Annotated in this window: 13 protein-coding genes and 2 pseudogenes; 7 read left to right on the top strand and 8 right to left on the bottom strand. The window is 68.3% G+C overall.

The annotated features are described in order from the left end of the window. Positions 1–67: 67 nt before the first annotated feature. The 5 genes from HK415_RS09015 to HK415_RS09035 all read left to right on the top strand — a co-directional run bounded on the left by HK415_RS09015 (position 68) and on the right by HK415_RS09035 (position 5,966). Positions 68–1,225: an ABC transporter transmembrane domain-containing protein gene (locus HK415_RS09015; RefSeq protein WP_171558311.1), complete on the top strand. Its 1,158-nt coding sequence runs from the start codon at positions 68–70 to the stop codon at positions 1,223–1,225. Then, positions 1,222–2,115 carry a type I secretion system permease/ATPase gene (locus tag HK415_RS09020; RefSeq protein ID WP_171558313.1) on the top strand — a complete coding sequence of 298 codons (894 nt, stop codon included), beginning with the start codon at positions 1,222–1,224 and terminating at the stop codon, positions 2,113–2,115. The genes HK415_RS09015 and HK415_RS09020 overlap by 4 nt, the downstream gene beginning before the upstream one ends. Positions 2,116–2,131: 16 nt before the next feature. After that, on the top strand, positions 2,132–3,469 hold the full coding sequence (locus tag HK415_RS09025; RefSeq protein WP_171558315.1) for an HlyD family type I secretion periplasmic adaptor subunit: 1,338 nt from the start codon (positions 2,132–2,134) through the stop codon (positions 3,467–3,469). A gap of 186 nt (positions 3,470–3,655) precedes the next feature. Then, positions 3,656–5,308 (top strand): multicopper oxidase family protein, encoded by a 1,653-nt coding sequence (locus tag HK415_RS26260; protein ID WP_309246634.1) that lies wholly within the window; start codon positions 3,656–3,658, stop codon positions 5,306–5,308. Between the two features lie 25 nt (positions 5,309–5,333). Continuing rightward, positions 5,334–5,966 carry an SCO family protein gene (locus HK415_RS09035; RefSeq protein ID WP_171558317.1) on the top strand — a complete coding sequence of 211 codons (633 nt, stop codon included), beginning with the start codon at positions 5,334–5,336 and terminating at the stop codon, positions 5,964–5,966. Here the strand turns inward: HK415_RS09035 and HK415_RS09040 are convergent, their stop codons facing one another. Then, a complete protein-coding gene (locus HK415_RS09040) occupies positions 5,967–6,626 on the bottom strand; it encodes an RlmE family RNA methyltransferase (protein ID WP_171558320.1) in 660 nt (219 codons plus the stop codon). It lies immediately after the preceding gene. A 32-nt stretch (positions 6,627–6,658) separates the two neighbouring features. Between HK415_RS09040 and HK415_RS09045 the strand changes: the two genes are divergently transcribed. Next, on the top strand, positions 6,659–7,132 hold the full coding sequence (locus HK415_RS09045) for a YhbY family RNA-binding protein (RefSeq protein WP_171558322.1): 474 nt from the start codon (positions 6,659–6,661) through the stop codon (positions 7,130–7,132). Here the strand turns inward: HK415_RS09045 and HK415_RS09050 are convergent. The 5 genes and pseudogenes from HK415_RS09050 to HK415_RS09070 form a co-directional block, all read right to left on the bottom strand. Beyond that, positions 7,110–7,541, bottom strand: coding sequence for a DUF4149 domain-containing protein (locus HK415_RS09050; RefSeq protein WP_309246635.1), 432 nt, complete (start codon positions 7,539–7,541; stop codon positions 7,110–7,112). The genes HK415_RS09045 and HK415_RS09050 overlap by 23 nt on opposite strands. A 2-nt stretch (positions 7,542–7,543) precedes the next feature. Further along, positions 7,544–8,023: a transcription elongation factor GreA gene (greA, locus tag HK415_RS09055; protein ID WP_171558324.1), complete on the bottom strand. Its 480-nt coding sequence runs from the start codon at positions 8,021–8,023 to the stop codon at positions 7,544–7,546. Between the two features lie 74 nt (positions 8,024–8,097). Then, positions 8,098–11,366 (bottom strand): annotated as a pseudogene (carB, locus tag HK415_RS09060) (carbamoyl-phosphate synthase large subunit). A gap of 2 nt (positions 11,367–11,368) precedes the next feature. Continuing rightward, a pseudogene (gene carA / locus HK415_RS09065) lies at positions 11,369–12,537 on the bottom strand (glutamine-hydrolyzing carbamoyl-phosphate synthase small subunit). Positions 12,538–12,695: 158 nt separating this feature from the next. After that, a complete protein-coding gene (locus HK415_RS09070; RefSeq protein WP_309246636.1) occupies positions 12,696–13,073 on the bottom strand; it encodes a hypothetical protein in 378 nt (125 codons plus the stop codon). 344 nt (positions 13,074–13,417) lie between these two features. Between HK415_RS09070 and HK415_RS09075 the strand changes: the two genes are divergently transcribed. Next, entirely contained in the window at positions 13,418–13,768 is a 351-nt protein-coding gene (locus HK415_RS09075; protein ID WP_171558329.1) for a hypothetical protein, read from the top strand. Here HK415_RS09075 and HK415_RS23875 read toward each other — a convergent pair. Together HK415_RS23875 and HK415_RS23880 are read right to left on the bottom strand one after the other, a co-directional pair. Then, positions 13,726–15,141, bottom strand: a complete 1,416-nt coding sequence (locus HK415_RS23875; RefSeq protein ID WP_216369756.1) for a YDG domain-containing protein — start codon at positions 15,139–15,141, stop codon at positions 13,726–13,728. The genes HK415_RS09075 and HK415_RS23875 overlap by 43 nt on opposite strands. Next, on the bottom strand, positions 15,075–16,049 hold the full coding sequence (locus tag HK415_RS23880) for a filamentous hemagglutinin N-terminal domain-containing protein (RefSeq protein ID WP_216369757.1): 975 nt from the start codon (positions 16,047–16,049) through the stop codon (positions 15,075–15,077). The genes HK415_RS23875 and HK415_RS23880 overlap by 67 nt, the downstream gene beginning before the upstream one ends. Between the last annotated feature and the right edge of the window lie 2 nt (positions 16,050–16,051).

Genomic DNA, 16,051 nt, shown 5'->3' on the forward strand with positions numbered 1-16,051 from the left:
CCGCGCCTCCACCGTCGGCATGCCGAAGGCTGGAGGCGCAGGGTTCCCTCACCCGAGGAGAGACGACATGAGCACGCAGAGCAACCAGTCCGGACCGGCAGAGAGGGACGGCACGGGAGACAGCGCAGCACAGCCGGCGGAACACAAGCCGGCCGTCCGCGCGGCCTCCGACCCGCGCGAAGTGGCCTCCCTGTTCATGACCCGCATGAACATGATCAACGGGAAGAAGGACGAACTGTCGATGGCGATGAACGGCATGTTCGACCTTACGCGCCAGTTGATCCGCAACTACGCCGAGCAGCAGCTGGCCATCGAGAACCTGCGACGGCGCGTGAAGACGCTGGAAGCGGCGGTGCCCGGGCAGCCCCTTCGCCCCTGCAGTAGCCAGCAGCCTCGTCACAGCAGAAGTCCTCGAACCAGCCGTTGGAGTGCCATGAAACCCTTGCTTTCCGAACTGCGACCCATGATGGGTGCCATCGCGGCGTTCTCGTTCGTCATCAACCTCCTGTTTCTCGTGCCGGCGTTCTTCACGCTGCAAGTATTCGACCGTGTGATCTCGACCAACAGCAGCGATACGCTCCTGGTCCTGCTGGCCGGCACAGCGGTGGCGCTGCTGATCCTCATGTTCCTCGACTACGTTCGCACGCGGCTGCAGAACGTGGTGGGCAACCTGGTGGACGAACGCCTGTCCCCGCCCGTGGTGAACGCCATCGTGGTCCGCGCCGCGCGCTCCTCGAGCGCGGCCCGCATCGACGGCATCCGTGACGTCGCGTCGCTGCGCGCCATGTTCTCCGCCAACGGGTTGATCGCGGTGTTCGACGCGCCATGGGTGGTGATCTACGTCCTGGTGATCTGGATGTTCCACCCCTATCTGGGCATCGGAGCGGCCTTGTCCGCGCTCCTCATGCTCGGCCTCGCATGGCTCAACGACCGCCTGAGCCGCGGCGCGCTCGAGCACCTGCAGAAGGAAGGGCGCCGCGCGTCCCAGTACGTGGAGAGCTCCCTGCGCAACGCGGAAGTCCTGCAGGCGCTGGGCATGACGCACCGCCTGCTGGCCCGGTGGCGCACCCTGCAGAACAAGGTCGCCGCGCTCCAGACCAGTGCCAGCCGCAGCACCGCGACCTTCACGGTGGCGACGAAGACCGTGCGCCAGGCGATCCAGATCCTCATGCTGGCGCTGGGTGCCTACCTGGTGCTGACGCAACAGGCCTCCCCGGCATCATGATCGCCACCAGCATCCTGCTGGGCCGGGCCGTTCAGCCGGTGGAGCAGGTCGTGGGCAGCTGGCGCGTGCTGACGGACGCGCGTGCCGCCTATGCGCGCCTGTCGGAGCTCGCGAAGGATTTCGACCAGGGCGAGCAGCGTGTGTCGATGCCGGCCCCGGAAGGCAGGCTGACCTCCGAGAACCTGTCGTTCCGGCTTCCGGGCTCCGAAACGATGGTTCTGGCCAACATCACCTTCGCCCTCGCCCCGGGCGAGGCACTGGCGATCGTCGGGCCGAGCGCGGCCGGCAAGTCGACGCTGGCACGCCTGCTGACGGGCGTCTGGGCTCCGAGCAGCGGCCACGTGCGGCTCGACGGCGCGGACATGGCCTACTGGCCGCGCGAGGAACTCGGGCCGCACATCGGCTACGTTCCGCAGGACGTTGAACTGTTCGACGGCACCGTGGCGGACAACATCGCCCGCCTCGGCACGGTGGATTCGGCGGCGGTGGTCGCTGCGGCCCAGCGCGCGAACGCGCACGAGATGATTCTCACGCTGCCGCAGGGATACGACACGCCGGTCGGTGAGCATGGCGCACGGCTGTCTCCCGGGCAGCGCCAGCGGGTCGCGCTGGCCCGTGCCCTGTACGGCGATCCCCAGCTCGTGGTGCTGGACGAGCCGAACTCGAACCTGGATGGCGCCGGTGAAGTCGCGCTCGCGCAGGCCATGAGCGCGTTGCGCAGCGCCGGCGTCACCAGCGTCGTGGTCACCCACCGGCCTTCGCTGATCGCGCACGTGGACAAGATCATGGTGCTGGGCGCCGGGCGCATCCAGCAGTTCGGCCCGGCGGGCGAGGTGATGAAGGAAATGCAGCGGCAGTCACAAGCCATCGTGGAGCGCAAGGCGGCCTGACCGCGAGGAGGATCACATGAGCACAGAAATTCTTACGCCGCTCGCTGTCCCGGCCGCCCGCAGCAGCCAGGAGCACGCCGTGCGCCTGGTGCGATCGGGCTGGTGGGTGATCGCCGGGGCGGTGCTGCCGATCGGGCTGTGGATGGGACTCGCGCCGCTGTCGATGGCGGTGGTTGCGCCCGCCGTGGTGAAGGTGGACCTGAACCGCCGGCCCGTGCAGCACCTGGAAGGCGGCACCGTGCGCGAGGTCCTGGTGCGCGACGGCCAGCACGTGAAGGCCGGCGACCCGGTGCTGATCCTGGGCGACGTCCGGGTGGACGCAGACCGCAACCGCCTGGACTATCGCGTCCACGTGGAGCGCGCTGCGCTCACCCGCCTGGAGGCGGAACAGGCGATGGCCGGCGCACTGCGCTTCCCCGACGACCTGGTGCGCGTGGGGAGGCATGACGAGCGCATCGCCCAGGCGATGGCGAAGGAATCCGCGCTGTTCCGGGCCCAGCGCCACTCCCTGGACAGCGGCACGGCGCTGATGCGCACGCAGCGCGAGCACGTGGAGAAGGAGCTGGCGGCCGTGCGGGCGCAGATCCAGCAGGCGCAGAAGTCGCTGGAGCTGCAGCGCAGTGACCTCGAGGCCAATCGCGGCCTCGTGAACCAGGGTTTCGTGTCCGCCAGCCGGATCTCGCAGCTGGAAGCAGTCGTGGTGGACTACGCAGCCAAGCTGGAGGAGCGGCGCACGGAACTCGCGCGGGCCGATCAGCGGCTTGCGGAGATCGACCTGAAGATCCAGTCGGCCCGCAACGACTACGTCAAGGCGGCCAGCGACCAGCTGAAGGCCGCCGCGCAGCGGCTGAGCGAAATCGAACAGGAGCAGCGCAAGTCGGAAGACGCCGCGACCCGGCAGGTCGTCGTGGCTCCGGCCACCGGGGAAGTGATCGACCTCAAGTTCACCTCGCCGGGCGCCGTCGTGCGGCCGGGCGACCCGATCGCGGACATCGTCCCGAGCAACACACAGCTCATGGTGGAGGCGCGCGTGCGCCCCGAAGACATCGCCAACGTGCAGCTGGGACAGGCGGCACGGGTGAAGTTCACCGCCCTGAAGTATCGCAACAGCATGATGGTGAGCGGCAAGGTCACCTATGTCTCCGGTGACCGCCTGGTCGAGCGCCAGACGGGCGAGCCGTACTACAGCGCAATGATCCTCGCCGATTCGGTGGCGCTCGCGGCCAGCGGCGACTTCAAGCTCCAGGCGGGCATGCCTGCGGAGGTCTACATAGAAGGATCCAAGCAGACGGCCCTGCAGTACCTGGCCGAGCCGGTCACGACCACCCTGCGCCGGGCCGGCCGGCAGATGTGAAGGACGTTTCCTTTCGATGTGTGAAGCGAGACAGAGAGAAAGTGAGAGAGCCATGAAAGACCACGACATGCAACCAGGCACCAGCGGCGGAGGCGGCATCAGGCGGCGCTCGATGTTGAAGGCTTCGCTGGCTGCGGCGGCGGCCCCGATGGTCATCACCCCCGCCGGACGGAGGCGCAGGTCCTCGTGCTCCCGCCCAGCCCGCCGGTGACGCCCTGGGTGGAGGAGTTGCCCCTGCAGGACACGCCCCTGACCCCGCTGGCCGCCCTGGACCCGGCACCCACCTTGGGGGCCAATCTCGCGGGTGGCGAGGTCGGACGCGCCATGCACCAGCGCATGGGCGAGATCTGCGGGCCCGGGTCGCGCACGGCAAGGGAGCCGCTGCTGTACCAGCTCAGCGCCCGGGAGAACCCCTCCTGGCGCTTCAATGGCGACAACGCCTACTACCCGCCGCAAGCGATCTGGGGTTTCAGCGGCGGCAGCGGGCCCGCGGTCACCCCCGGGCCGACCATCCACGCGCGCTACGGGCAGCCGATCATGTGCCGCATCCGCAACGAGCTGCCCGCGTTCTCCACCGGCTTCGGCTCGCCCGAGATCTGCACCCACCTGCACAACATGCACACGCCGTCGGAAAGTGACGGCTTCACGGGGGACTTCTACAGCGCCAGCAAGAAGGGGCCGACCCTGTTCGCTCCCGGCGCGTACAACGACCATTTCTGGCCCAACCTCTATGCCGGCATCGACGAGTTCGGCGGCATCGGCGATCCGCGCGAGGCGCTGGGCAGCCTCTTCTACCATGACCACACCGAGGGTGTGACGGCGCCCAACGTGCTGAAGGGACTGGCCGGGCGCTACAACATCTTCGACGACCTGGACAGCGGCAACGAGCAGACCGGGCTGCGGCTTCCCAGCGGTCCGTACGACTATCCGCTCACCTTCGGTGACCGGCGCTTCGACGTCAATGGCCAGCTCACCTTCGACCAGCTGAACCCCGAAGGCGTGCTGGGCGACCGGTACCTGGTCAACGGCAAGATCGCGCCGGTGCTGCGCGTCGCCCGCCGCAAGTACCGCTTCCGCCTGCTCAATTCCGGCCCCACGCGCTATTACGAGCTGTACTTGCAGAACAAGGGCGCGAACGGGATCTTCACCTTCACGCAGATTTCCGCCGACGGCAATCTCCTGCCCAATCCGCTGACCAACCAGACGCGCGTGCGGCTCGCTCCCGCGGAGCGCGCCGACATCGTCATCGACTTCGCGCGCTTTCCGTTGGGCACCGAGTTGTACGTCGTGGACCAGATCGTGCAGAGCACGACCCGACGGCCGGACAAGGTGCAGGCGCCCGGCACCCGCCTGCTGAAGCTGGTGGTGGACCGCAATCCACCTGAGCCCGACACGAGCATGGTGCCCAGCGTGCTGCGGCCCTTGCGCGATCTCCCCAGTGCGGCGGAACTCGCTGCGCTGCCGGTGCGCAGCTTCAACTTCGAGCGATCCGGCGGCATGTGGGCCATCAACGCACGGTTCTTCGACGTCTTCACGCCCGCGGTGCAGGTTGCCAGGGGCAGCGCCGAGATCTGGGAGCTCACCAATCTGAACGACGGCTGGCAGCACCCGGTGCACGTGCACTTCGAGGAAGGCCGCATCCTGAGCAAGACGGTGAACGGCGCCCCCGTGCCGATTCCGCCGCACGAGCGCGGCCGCAAGGACGTGTTCAACGTCGGTGAGCGCATGACGATTCGCGTGCTGTTCCGGTTCCGGGACTTCAACGGCAAGTACCTGATGCACTGCCACAACCTCACGCACGAGGACCACTCCATGATGCTCAGGTGGGACATCGTGTGAGCTTGCGAACCGAAGGAGAAGAATCATGGACACGCGCAGACATTTCGTCGCCGGTGCGGGGACTCTTTCCGTGCTCGGCCTCACCACCAGCCTGCTCGACACCCCGGCCTGGTCGGAACCCGAGCCGGCCCGGCGCCCGGCCACCGGCGCCGTTCCAAACGTCCCCTTGACGACCCACACGGGCGCAAGGGTCCGCTTCTACGACGACCTCGTGCGCGGCAAGGTCGTCCTCATCAACATGATGTACGCGGGCTGCAACAGGACCTGTCCGCCCATGACGTACAACCTGGTGGAGGTCCAGAAGCAACTGGGCCAACGCGTCGGCAGGGACATCTTCATGTATTCGATCACCCTGCGGCCGGAGCAGGACTCACCGGAGGATCTGGCGCACTACGCCAGGCTGCACCAGGTCAAGCCGGGCTGGCTGTTCCTCACCGGCGCAAAGGCCGACATCGAGAAGTTGCGCTTCGCTCTCGGTTACTACGATCCGGACCCGGCCGTGGACCAGGAGGAAGGCCGGCACGTGGGCATGGTGCGCATCGGCAACGACCCGTTCAAGCGATGGGGCATGGCACCCGCGCTGGCGAGTCCGAGGCAGATCGTGTCCATGGTCGAACACATCGACCGCAGGCCGCCGCCCGCACGTCGAACCGGCTGATCACTCCGGCTTGGGCCCGATGCCGACCAGGAAGGTCTCGGACGACTTGTCGCGCGAGGCCTTGGGCTTGATCGGCTTCGCGACCTTGAAGCTCTCCTTGAAGAGCTTCACGAGCTGGCTGTAGCCGCTGCCGTGGAACACCTTGCACACCAGGGCGCCCTGGGGCTTCAGGTGGGCCTGCGCGAATTCGACGGCGATCTCGACCAGGTGCCCCACCCGGGCGGCGTCGGAGGCGGGGATGCCGGACAGGTTCGGCGCCATGTCCGAAACCACGGCATCCACCTTCCGGCCGGCGAGCAGCCCCTCCAGCCGGGCTGCCACTTCGGGATCGTGGAAGTCGCCCTGGATGAAGGTGACGCCTTCGATCGGCTCCATCGGCAGGATGTCCAGCGCCAGGATCTGGCCGTCCAGCACGCCGGCGGCCGCCCCTTCGGGCGCGAGCTTGCGCCGCACGTACTGGCTCCAGGCCCCCGGCGCCGAGCCCAGGTCGACCACCAGGTAGCCGGGCTTGATCAGCCCGAGCGCCTCGTCGATCTCCTTGAGCTTGTAGGCGGCACGGGCGCGGTAGCCCTCCTTCTGCGCGAGCTGGACGTACGGGTCGCGGACATGGTCGTTCAGCCATGCCTTGTTGACCTTCTTGCTCTGTGTTCTGACTTTCATGTGCCTGTGTGCCCAAAGCTGATAATACGGGGATGCCAGCGATCCAATTGACCATAGCCGAGCGCAAGGCGCATCGGTCCGAAGCCCATCACCTCGATCCGGTCGTGATGATCGGCAACGACGGCCTCACCGCCGCCGTGAAGAAGGAAACCGACGCCGCCCTCAGCGCCCACGGCCTGATCAAGGTCCGCGTGCTGGGCGACGACCGTGAAGCGCGCGAAGCCATCTACCAGCGACTGGCCGAGGAGCTGAACGCCGCGCCCATCCAGCACATCGGCAAGCTGCTGGTGCTCTGGCGCCCCAAGCCCACCAAGGTGAAGGCGGAAGACGAGGAGCGCAAGCCCGGTCCGCGCGAATTCAAGGTCATCAAGAACTCCAGCCGCGGCGGCCAGCGTCCCGAGGTCAAGCGGGTGCGCGTCCTGGGCAACCAGCGCCTGACCACCGGGGGCATGGTCAAGAAGGCCAAGCCCAAGCAGAAATCGGTCAAGAAGTCGCGGACCGACTGAAGCCCGCCACCTTCCACAGCACCAGCAAGGCACACAGCCACTGCGCTGCATAGACGGCCGTCCCGGCCGTGTGCCAGAACCTCAGGTCCTGCCGCGCGACGATGCGCGGCGCGATCGCGAATTCCTGCAGCAGCGCCGCCAGCATCCCGAGCAGCACGTAGGCCACCGCGCCGGCCGCCCAGCCCAGGGTCGCCGTGCCGTCGGCGTGGCGCGCCCCCATCAGGATCAGGAGGCCGCAGCCCATGCTGAGCCAAGCCTGTCCCTGGAACAGTTTCGCCGCCAGGCTGCCGGCCAGGGCCGGCGAGGAGGCATTGGTGAACAGCAGCGGCACCGCCATGAAGCCGATCGCCGTCAGGCTGCCCCACCAGAGGGCCGCCGCCAGGAGGGGGAGCCGCGCCTTCCAGTCCACGTTCAGGCGTAGTGGACGGCGACGATCTCGTAGCGCTTGGTGCCGCCGGGCGCCTGCACTTCGGCGGTGTCGCCCTCTTCCTTGCCGATCAGCGCGCGCGCGATCGGGCTGGACACGTTGATCAGCCCCTGCTTCAGGTCGGCCTCGTCCTCGCCCACGATCTGGTACTTCACGGTCTCGCCGGAGCTCTCCTCCTCCAGTTCCACGGTGGCGCCGAAGACGACCTTGCCGCCCGCGTCGAGCGAGGACGGATCGATGATCTGCGCGGCGGCCAGCTTGCCTTCGAGCTCGCGGATGCGGCCTTCGATGAAGCCCTGGCGGTCCTTGGCGGCGTCGTACTCCGCGTTCTCGGACAGGTCGCCCTGCGCGCGCGCTTCGGAGATGGCATTGATCACCGCCGGACGATCGACGGTCTTCAGGCGATGCAGTTCGGCCTTGAGCTTCTCCGCGCCGCGGGTGGTGATGGGAATCGTGGTGGCCATCTCGAGGTGTCTCCAAAAGCAAACCGCCGAACGTTGCCGCTCGGCGGTTTTTGTGATGCCCTGATTATAAAAGCTTAGGCGGTCAGCTGCGCGTGCATCTCCTGGACGGAAATCACGTCCAGGTTTTCCATGGCGAGCATGCCTTCGACCGCGGCTTCCGCCCCGGCGATGGTCGTGAAGGTCGTCACGCGGGCCAGCAGCGAGGAGGTGCGGATCGCACGCGAGTCGGCGATGGCGTTGCGGCGCTCTTCCACCGTGTTCACCACCATGATGATCTCGTTGTTCTTGATCATGTCGACCACGTGCGGGCGGCCTTCGGTCACCTTGTTCACGGTCTCGCAGGGGATGCCGGCGGCGTTGATGGCCGCCGAGGTGCCCTTGGTGGCGATGATCGGGAAGCCCATGGCGTGCAGCTGGCGCGCGACTTCCACCGCGCGCGGCTTGTCGCTGTTCTTCACCGTCAGGAACACCTTGCCGGTGGACTTGCCCTCGGCATCCTTGGGCACCGGCAGCTTGGTGCCGGCACCAAGCTGGCTCTTGACGAAGGCTTCGCCGAAGGTCTTGCCCACGCCCATCACCTCGCCCGTAGACTTCATCTCCGGGCCCAGGATGGTGTCCACGCCCGGGAACTTCACGAAGGGGAACACGGCTTCCTTCACGCTGAAGTAAGGCGGCGTCACTTCCTTGGTGATGCCCTGCTGCTCCAGCGTCTGGCCCACCATGCAGCGGGCCGCGACCTTGGCCAGCTGGATGCCGGTGGCCTTGGACACGTAGGGCACGGTGCGCGAGGCGCGCGGGTTCACTTCCAGCACGAAGATGACGTCCTGGCCGTCCTTCTCCTGGATGGCGAACTGCACGTTCATCAGGCCGATCACGTTCAGCGCCTTGGCCATGGCCGCGGTCTGCTTCTTCAGTTCGTCCACCGTCGCCTTGGACAGCGAGTAAGGCGGCAGCGAGCAGGCGGAGTCGCCCGAGTGCACGCCGGCCTGCTCGATGTGTTCCATCACGCCGCCGATGAACACGGCGCCGGTGGAGTCGGCGATGCAGTCCACGTCGCATTCGACCGCGTCGTTCAGGAAGCGGTCCAGCAGCACGGGGAGTCGTTCGACACCTTCACGGCCTCGCGCATGTAGCGCTCCAGGTCGCGCTGCTCGTGCACGATCTCCATCGCGCGGCCGCCCAGCACGTAGGAGGGTCGCACCACCAGCGGGTAGCCCAGGGCCTCCGCCTTCTGCAGCGCTTCGGCTTCCGTGCGCGCGGTGGCGTTGGGCGGCTGGCGCAGGCCCAGCTCGTTGAGCAGCTTCTGGAAGCGCTCGCGGTCTTCCGCGGCATCGATCATGTCGGGCGAGGTGCCGATGATCGGCACGCCCTCGGCTTCCAGGCCCAGCGCGAGCTTCAGCGGCGTCTGGCCGCCGTACTGCACGATCACGCCGGTGGGCCTCTCCTTGTCCACGATCTCCAGCACGTCTTCCAGCGTCAGCGGCTCGAAGTACAGGCGGTCGGAGGTGTCGTAGTCGGTCGAGACCGTCTCCGGGTTGCAGTTGACCATGATGGTCTCGTAGCCGTCCTCGCGCAGGGCGAGCGCGGCATGCACGCAGCAGTAGTCGAACTCGATGCCCTGGCCGATGCGGTTGGGCCCGCCGCCCAGCACCATGATCTTCTTCCTGCTGGTCGGCTCGGCCTCGCACTCGTCCTCGTAGGTCGAGTACATGTAGGCGGTGTTGGTGGCGAACTCCGCGGCGCAGGTGTCCACGCGCTTGTACACCGGGCGCACGCCCAGCTTCTTGCGCAGGTCGCGCACGGCCTTGTCGGTCGTCTTGAGCAGCTTGGCCAGGCGGCGGTCGCTGAAGCCCTTGCGCTTGAGCGCGCGCAGCGTGGTGGCGTCGATCGCCGCCAGCGCCTGGGCGCCCTTCTCTTCCACCAGCTTGTCCAGGTCGAGCTCGATCTTCACGATCTCCTCGATCTGCACCAGGAACCACTTGTCGATCTTGGTGAGGTCGTGGACCTCGTCGACGCTCAGACCCATGCCGAAGGCGTCGCCCACGTACCAGATGCGCTCGGGACCGGGTTCGCCCAGTTCCTTTTCCAGCACTTCGCGGTCCACCGTCTTCTGGTTCAGGCCGTCGACGCCCACTTCCAGGCCGCGCAAGGCCTTCTGGAAGGATTCCTGGAAGGTGCGGCCCATGGCCATCACCTCGCCCACGGACTTCATCTGCGTTGTCAGGCGGTCGTTGGCGTCCTTGAACTTCTCGAAGGCGAAGCGCGGGATCTTGGTGACGACGTAGTCGATCGAGGGTTCGAACGATGCGGGCGTCGCGCCGCCGGTGATCTCGTTGCGCAGTTCATCGAGCGTGTAGCCCACCGCCAGCTTGGCCGCGACCTTGGCGATCGGGAAGCCAGTGGCCTTGGAGGCCAATGCGGAGGAGCGCGACACGCGCGGGTTCATCTCGATGACGATCATGCGACCGTCCTTCGGGTTGATCGAGAACTGCACGTTGGAGCCGCCGGTGTCCACGCCGATCTCGCGCAGCACCGCGAGCGAGGCGTTGCGCATGATCTGGTATTCCTTGTCGGTCAGCGTCTGGGCCGGCGCCACGGTGATCGAGTCGCCGGTGTGCACGCCCATCGGGTCCAGGTTCTCGATGGAGCAGACGATGATGCAGTTGTCCTTCTTGTCGCGGACCACCTCCATCTCGTACTCCTTCCACCCGAGCAGCGATTCCTCGATCAGCAGCTCGCTGGTGGGCGAGGCTTCCAGGCCGCGCTTGCAGATGGTCTCGAACTCCTCGGAGTTGTAGGCGATGCCGCCGCCGGTGCCGCCCAGCGTGAAGCTGGGGCGGATGACGGTGGGGAAGCCCACAGTCTTCTGCACGCCCCAGGCCTCTTCCATCGAGTGGGCGATGCCCGAACGCGCCGAGCCCAGGCCGATGCGCGTCATCGCCTCCTTGAACTTCAGGCGGTCCTCCGCCTTGTCGATCGCCTCCGGCGTGGCGCCGATCAGCTCGCACTTGTACTTGTGCAGCACGCCGTTGCGCCACAGGTCCAGCGCGCAGTTCAGCGCCGTCTGGCCGCCCATGGTGGGCAGGATCGCGTCCGGCTTTTCCTTGGCGATGATCTTCTCGACCGTCTGCCAGGTGATCGGCTCGATGTAGGTGACGTCGGCGGTGGCCGGGTCCGTCATGATCGTCGCCGGGTTGGAGTTGATCAGGATGACCTTGTAGCCCTCCTCGCGCAGCGCCTTGCAGGCCTGCACGCCGGAGTAGTCGAACTCGCAGGCCTGGCCGATGATGATCGGGCCGGCGCCGATGATGAGGATGCTCTTGATGTCTGTGCGCTTGGGCATGTTTACTTCTTCTTCTCGTCCATCAGGCCGGTGAACCGGTCGAACAGGTACCCGATGTCGTGGGGACCGGGCGAGGCTTCCGGGTGGCCCTGGAAGCAGAAGGCGGGCTTGTCGGTGCGCGCCAGTCCCTGCAGCGTGCCGTCGAACAGCGAGATGTGCGTGGCGCGCAGGTTCGCGGGCAGCGTCTTCTCGTCCACCGCGAAGCCGTGGTTCTGGCTGGTGATGCTGACGCGGCCGGTGTCGAGGTCCTTGACCGGATGGTTGGCGCCGTGGTGGCCGAACTTCATCTTGAAGGTCTTCGCTCCGGACGCCAGCGCCATGATCTGGTGGCCCAGGCAGATGCCGAAGGTGGGGTAGCCGTCTTCGATCAGCTCTCGGGTGGCGGTGATCGCGTAGTCGCAGGGCTCCGGGTCGCCGGGGCCGTTGGACAGGAACACGCCGTCGATTGAGCTTCCTCACGTCCGCGGCGGGCGTCTTCGCCGGCACCACGGTCACCTTGCAGCCGCGCTCGGCCAGCATGCGCAGGATGTTCTTCTTCACGCCGTAGTCGAAGGCGACCACGTGGTACTTCGGGTTCTCCAGCTGGCCGTAGCCGGTGCCCAGCTTGCCACTCGGTCTGTTCCCAGTCGTAGGGCTTGCCGACCGTCACTTCCTTGGCCAGGTCCAGGCCGGCCATGGACTTCTCGGCGCGCGCCTTGGCCACGGCCTGTTCGACCAGCGCCGGCGTCACCTGCTCGCCCTGCTTCAGGCCGACCAGGCAGCCGTTCTGCGCGCCCCTGGTGCGCAGAACGCGGGTGAGCTTGCGGGTGTCGATGTCCGCGATGCCGACGGTGTTCTCGCGCTGCAGGTACTGCTGCAGCGTCATGTCGGCGCGGAAGCTGGAGGCGATCAGCGGCAGGTCGCGGATGATCAGGCCGGCGGCGTACACCTTGCTCGCCTCGACGTCCTCGGCGTTGACGCCGTAGTTGCCGATGTGCGGGTAGGTGAGCGTGACGATCTGGTGGGCGTAGCTCGGATCGGTCAGGATTTCCTGGTAGCCGGTCAGGGCCGTGTTGAACACGACTTCGCCGGTGGTGGTGCCGGTGGCACCGATCGAGCTGCCGATAAAGACCGTGCCGTCTGCGAGCGCCAGGATGGCGGGCGGGAAAGCTCCCTGAAGCGACGAAAGCACTGGGTTCTCCGATGAGTCGGGTACGCCCACAACGCGACCAAGAGGGAACTCTCGATGTTGCTTTTGTCGGGGAAAGTGCTGGCTGCGCTAGGCGTACGCGGGGGTTTGCGGGAAAGCCCTTGATTATAGCCCGAGGGGCCGCGGACGCCTGCGTGGGGTTACTTGGACGACTCGGTGCTGCGGATCAGCCCGCCGCCCTGCACGCTGCCCTCGGCGGCGCCCCCGCCCAGGATCCGCTGCACGCAGGCGTCGCGGTCGGCCGGCGGCTGCGCTTCGCACCGCTGCGTCGCGTTGCGCGACAGGTCGGCGCCAGCGGGAGCGGACAGGGTCCCGCGGCGCGCCTCCTGGTAGGCGGCGCCGGCTTCCTTCAGGCAGGTGGCGCGGTCCTGGCCGGACTCGCCGCGCAGGCAGCGCGCGCGCTCCTGCCGGTAGTCGATCTGCGCCTGCGAGGGCTTCGCCGGCCCGGCCGCCCAGGCAGGTGCGGCGGCGAGGAGCAGTGCGATGGCCAAGGCGGCGGGGGTGCGGATGGGGTTCACGGTGTTCTCCTGGGATGTCATAGGAGCCGAACACCACGCGCGACGAGCGGGTCTCCGGCAGGATGTAGACCACGCCGCTGCTGTGCCGGAACAGGGGCGCCAGCACGGTTTCGAAGAAGCCCACCGGCACGTTGATGCAGCCGTAGGTGATGCGGTGGTCGGCGGGCACGACGCTGGCCAGCCGCTGCAGGCGCCGCTCGCTGGCCACGGTATCGACCACCGTGTGCAGCGCGACGCCCGCGTCGTAGTCGATCCACAGGATTTCGCCGCCCTTCAGGCTGGGACCCAGGGCGGCGACGAAGCGCCCGGCCGGCGTGGTGCGTTCCGCGGGCAGGATCTTGTGCATGGCGCGCTGGCCGATGCCGGGAACCGAATCGTCCCCGGTGGCCATGCCGGTCAGCACGGGCGCCGAACCGCGCAGCACGCCCAGCGCGTCGAACACGAACATGCGCGAGCGGACCTTGTCGACGATCACGAAGGGCCCGTTGCCATGGTCGCGCGAGTGCAGCACCCAGTCGGCGACGTGCCGGCTTTCGGCCGAGGGCGTTTCGAGGACGAAGTCGGCCGGCTTCGCCGCCGCCCCCGTCCAGGCAAGGCAGGCCCAGGCCGCGAGCAGCCAGGACCCGCGCAGCAAGGTGGATCGGGCCACCGGTCAGTTCCGGTACGGCCGTGCGGGGCGATCCGGCGCGCGGTAGGGCGCCGCGGGCGCCGGTGCGGCGGGCGCGGCCGCCGGTGCCTCGATGGCGGCCGGCGCCGTGATCGTCGGGGCGGGCGCGGGCGCGGGTGCCTGCACCACCACGAGCTGCATGGCGGGCGGCGTGTCCGGTGCCACCGTCAGCAGCGGGGTCGGCGCGCGCAGCAGCAAGGGCGCCACGACGAAGGGGATGAACTGCGGCAGCACGGTGTCGGACGTGGCGACCGGGGTGTCGACGCCCGGGACGACCACGACCGGCGGTGCCACCACCGGCACCGGCACCGGCACGGGGACGACCACCGGCGGCACCGTCGGCAGGACGGCGGCCAGCACCGCGCCCGTGGTCTTCGCCACGGCCGGGCCGCAACAGGCCACCGGCAGGGCGAAGGCCGCGGCGTTCGGTCCCGCCAGCGTGTAGCCCGTGAAGGAGATCACCTTGCCCAGGCCCGGCGCCGGTGTGTCGAAGTTCGCAGTGCTGCCGGGACCGGCCACCAGCGTGACGCCGGCCGGATTGCCCTTCAGCCCCACCAGCGTCGTCGCCGTCGTGCCGTCGAAGGCCTTGGGCGCGCTGTCCGCGAACACCAGCATGTGCTGGGTGAGCGACGCACCGCCGGTCAGGGTGAAGTTGCCGGAGTAGTCGGTCGGGGTCGTGTAGGCGGGCGGGTTGTAGTTCACCGTGACCGCGGCGTTGGGCCCCGTCACCGCCGCCGGTGGCGTGAGCGGCGCGAACACCACGGTGCCGCCGATCAGGCCCGGGCCGGTGCCGCCGGTGCCCGCGGTCAGCGTCATCCCGGTGGGCAGGCCCAGGCTTTGCGCGGGAATGCTGCTGCCGCGCGTGAGCGTCAGCGCGGAAGCGATTCGCACGTCGTTGGCCGCGCAGATCATGATGTTGCCGTCGGTGGTGGTCATTGCCGCCGGGGTGGTGAGCACCGCGTTGCGGCCGGCGGCCAGGAGCACGCTGCCGTTGGTGGTGGTGATCGCGGCGTTCACGTTCACGTCGCGGCCGCAGCAGACGACGAAGTTGCCGTTGACGGCGGTGACCGCGGCGTTGATGTTCACGTCACGGGTGGCGTTGAGCGTCAGCGTGGTGGTGCTCGGCGCGGCAGTCCAGCTGACGGCGTCGTTGACGTGGATGTCGCCGTTCGCCTCGGTGGCCGTGTTCAAGTTGGTCAAGGGCGGAGTGCCCGGCGTGGTCACGTCCGGGCCCGTCGCCGTGGTGATGGTGACGCTGTTGGTCACGAGCAGCGCGGAAAGCGTGGCACCGCTGATGTTGCCGCCGGCGCCGATGGTGAAGTCCTGCGGATCGATCAGCCAGTCGCCGGTGCGTCCCAGGGCCGCCGCGGTGGTGACGATGGCGCCTTCCTGCACCCGCACGCGCGCGGCGGAGGTCTCGATGAAGCCGCCGTCGCCGCCACGGGGGCGCTCGCATCCAGCGTGCCGGCCACGTCCACGGTGCCGTTCACCATGGTGCCCATCAGCATGATGCTGCCGTTGCGCGTCGACAGGGTCTGCGCCTGGATCACGCCGGTGTTGTTCACCACCGTGGACAGCAGCGAGCCGGCCGCCTGCGTGGTCAGCAGCACCCGGCCGCCGTCGGCCTGGATCAGCCCGCCGTTGCTGGCCAGCGCATCGACGGCCGCGCGATCGACGACCGCATGCAGCAGGTTGTCGCCCAGCACGTCGAGCGTGATGGCTTCACCGGCCGCCAGCACCACGCTGCCGCGGTTCGCCGAGATCACGCCCTGGTTGGCGACGGTCGCACCCAGCAGGGCCACGTAGCCGCCTTCGGCGGCGGTGATGGTGCCGCGGTTGACCACGCTGGCGCGGCTGCTGCCGCTGAAGGCGTGGCGGCCGCCCAGGAAGTCGGCGTCGGCGATGTCGAGCGTGGAGGCGACCAGGCCGCCGACGTTCACGGAGGCACCGGGCCCGAACAGCACGCCGGCGGGATTGACCAGGAAGACCCGGCCGTTCGCCGACAGGTTGCCGAAGATCGCCGAAGGATCCGGGCCGGTCACGCGGTTCAGGGTGACCGAGCTGCTGCCCGGCTGGCGGAACTGCACCGCCTCGCCCGCGCCGATGCTGAAGCCCTGCCAGTGGATGATGGCGTTGCCCGTGCTCTGGGTCACGGTGGTCAGCGCGCCGGTGTGCGCGATGACGGCGGCACCGGCCCGTACCTCGCCGCCGACCGGCGCCGCCTGCGCGGGAAACGCCAGCAGCAGGGACAGGGCCAGGGTGGCAAGGGCACAGGGCGGGCCGAAGCGGCCCGGTTGGGGGTGGTTCATGG

Source organism: Ramlibacter montanisoli (assembly GCF_013087525.1).
GTDB classification, from domain to species: Bacteria; Pseudomonadota; Gammaproteobacteria; order Burkholderiales; family Burkholderiaceae_C; genus Ramlibacter; species Ramlibacter montanisoli.